The organism is Mesorhizobium sp. M7A.F.Ca.CA.002.09.1.1 (assembly GCF_003998555.1).
GTDB lineage: Bacteria > Pseudomonadota > Alphaproteobacteria > Rhizobiales > Rhizobiaceae > Mesorhizobium > Mesorhizobium ciceri.
The window spans coordinates 1-1705 of the sequence record NZ_RZRR01001048.1; the positions used below are offsets into that span (position 1 = coordinate 1).

Annotated in this window: 2 protein-coding genes; both read left to right on the top strand. The window is 62.8% G+C overall.

Annotation, left to right across the window (positions count from 1 at the left end):
• Nucleotides 1-867 (top strand): spermidine/putrescine ABC transporter substrate-binding protein (locus EN994_RS30050; RefSeq protein WP_164746355.1); only part of this gene is annotated, 867 nt, incomplete at its 5' end.
• A 73-nt stretch (nucleotides 868-940) separates the two neighbouring features.
• A partial coding sequence (locus EN994_RS30055; RefSeq protein WP_164746356.1) for an ABC transporter permease occupies nucleotides 941-1705 on the top strand: 765 nt, incomplete at its 3' end.

The following is a 1705-nucleotide window of genomic DNA, read 5'->3' on the forward strand; positions in this document are numbered from 1 at the left end:
AATGAGGAGATGCTGGCCAAGCTGCAGGCCGGGGCCTCGGGCTGGAGCCTGTTCGTGCCGACCAATTACACGATCTCGACCTACAAGAAGCTCGGCATCATCGAGCCGCTGGAGATGGCGAAGCTGCCGAATTTCGACGGCTCGCAAGAGGATCCGCGCTTCACCTCGGAGGGCACGATCGATGGGACGATCTACGCCGTGCCGAAGAACTGGGGCACCACCGGCTTTGCCGTCAACACCAAGAAGCTGACCAAGCCGATGACGAGCTGGAAGGAGTTCTGGGACACCGCCATGGCGGAAGGCGACAGCCGCACCATGGTGCATGACTACCAGCTGACCACGATCGGCAATGCGCTGAAATATTACGGCTACTCGTTCAATTCGCTCAAGCAGGACGAACTGGCCAAGGCGGAGGAGCTGCTGCTGAAGGTCAAGCCGCATCTGTTCGCGGTCTCCTCCGACTACCAGCCGGGGATGCGCGCCGGCGACGCGTGGATGACCATGTGCTGGACGAATGACGGCGCGCAGCTGCATCGCGACATTCCCGAGATCGCCTATGTGCTGGGCAAGGAAGGCGGCGAGATCTGGACCGATTTCTATGCCATTCCGAAAGACGCGCCGAACAAGCCCGCCGGTTACGCGCTGCTCAACTACCTGATGAATCCGCAGGTGGCGGTGAAGGAGCATTTGGCCAATGGTGCGCCGTCGACCGATGCGCGCGTCAACAAGCTGCTGCCCAAGGAGGTGCTCGACAACCCGATCCTCTATCCGGCAGCCGACCTGTTGACGCCGCTGGAATTCGGCGCGGCGGCAACGTTGACCGATCCGGGCCGCGCCGAATTGATGGCGCGCTTCAAGTCGGCCTGAGCGACGGCCTCAAATTCGACTCAGATAATTTGACCGGCGGGTTTATGCCCGCCGGCACCGGGGCAATCTTTCCATGCACGGCAGCCGTCTTCGCAGGAATTTTCTGACCGCCATGCTGCTCGGTCCGGCGACCGCGTGGCTGGTGGTGTTCCTGGTGCTGCCGTTCATCGCCATCGCCGTGTTCAGCGTCGGCGAACGCGCACCGGAAGGCGGCTATCAGGCCGCCTTTACGCTGGCGCAATATGCCAATCTTCCGGCGCGGGCGACCGCCTTCTGGAACACCATGGTGCTGGCGCCGGTGGGAGCGCTCGCCTGCCTTCTCGTCGCTTATCCCGTTGCCTACTATCTCGCCTTGCGCGCGCCGCAGCGCTGGCGGCTGATCCTGCTGGCGCTGGTCGTCATTCCGTTCTGGACCAGCCTGCTGATGCGGACCTATGCCTGGATGTACATTCTGGGCGGGCGCGGCATTCCGGCGCTGCTCGCCTTTGTCGGCATCGAGGATGTCAGGCTGATCAACACGCCGGGCGCGGTGCTGCTCGGCATCGTCTATGGCTACCTGCCGTTGATGATCCTGCCGATCTATGTCAGCCTCGAACGGCTTGACCGCAGGCTGCTGGAAGCCTCCGCCGATCTCGGCGCCACGCCACTATCGACTTTCCTGGGCGTGACCCTGAAACTGTCGTTGCCGGGCGTGATGACCGGCTTCTCGCTGGTCATGATCCTGCTGCTCGGCGAATATCTGATCCCGACGCTGCTTGGCGGCGGCAAGGTGTTCTTCATCGGCAATGCGCTGGTCGACCTGTTCCTGCAATCGCGCAACTGGCCGTTCGGATCGGCC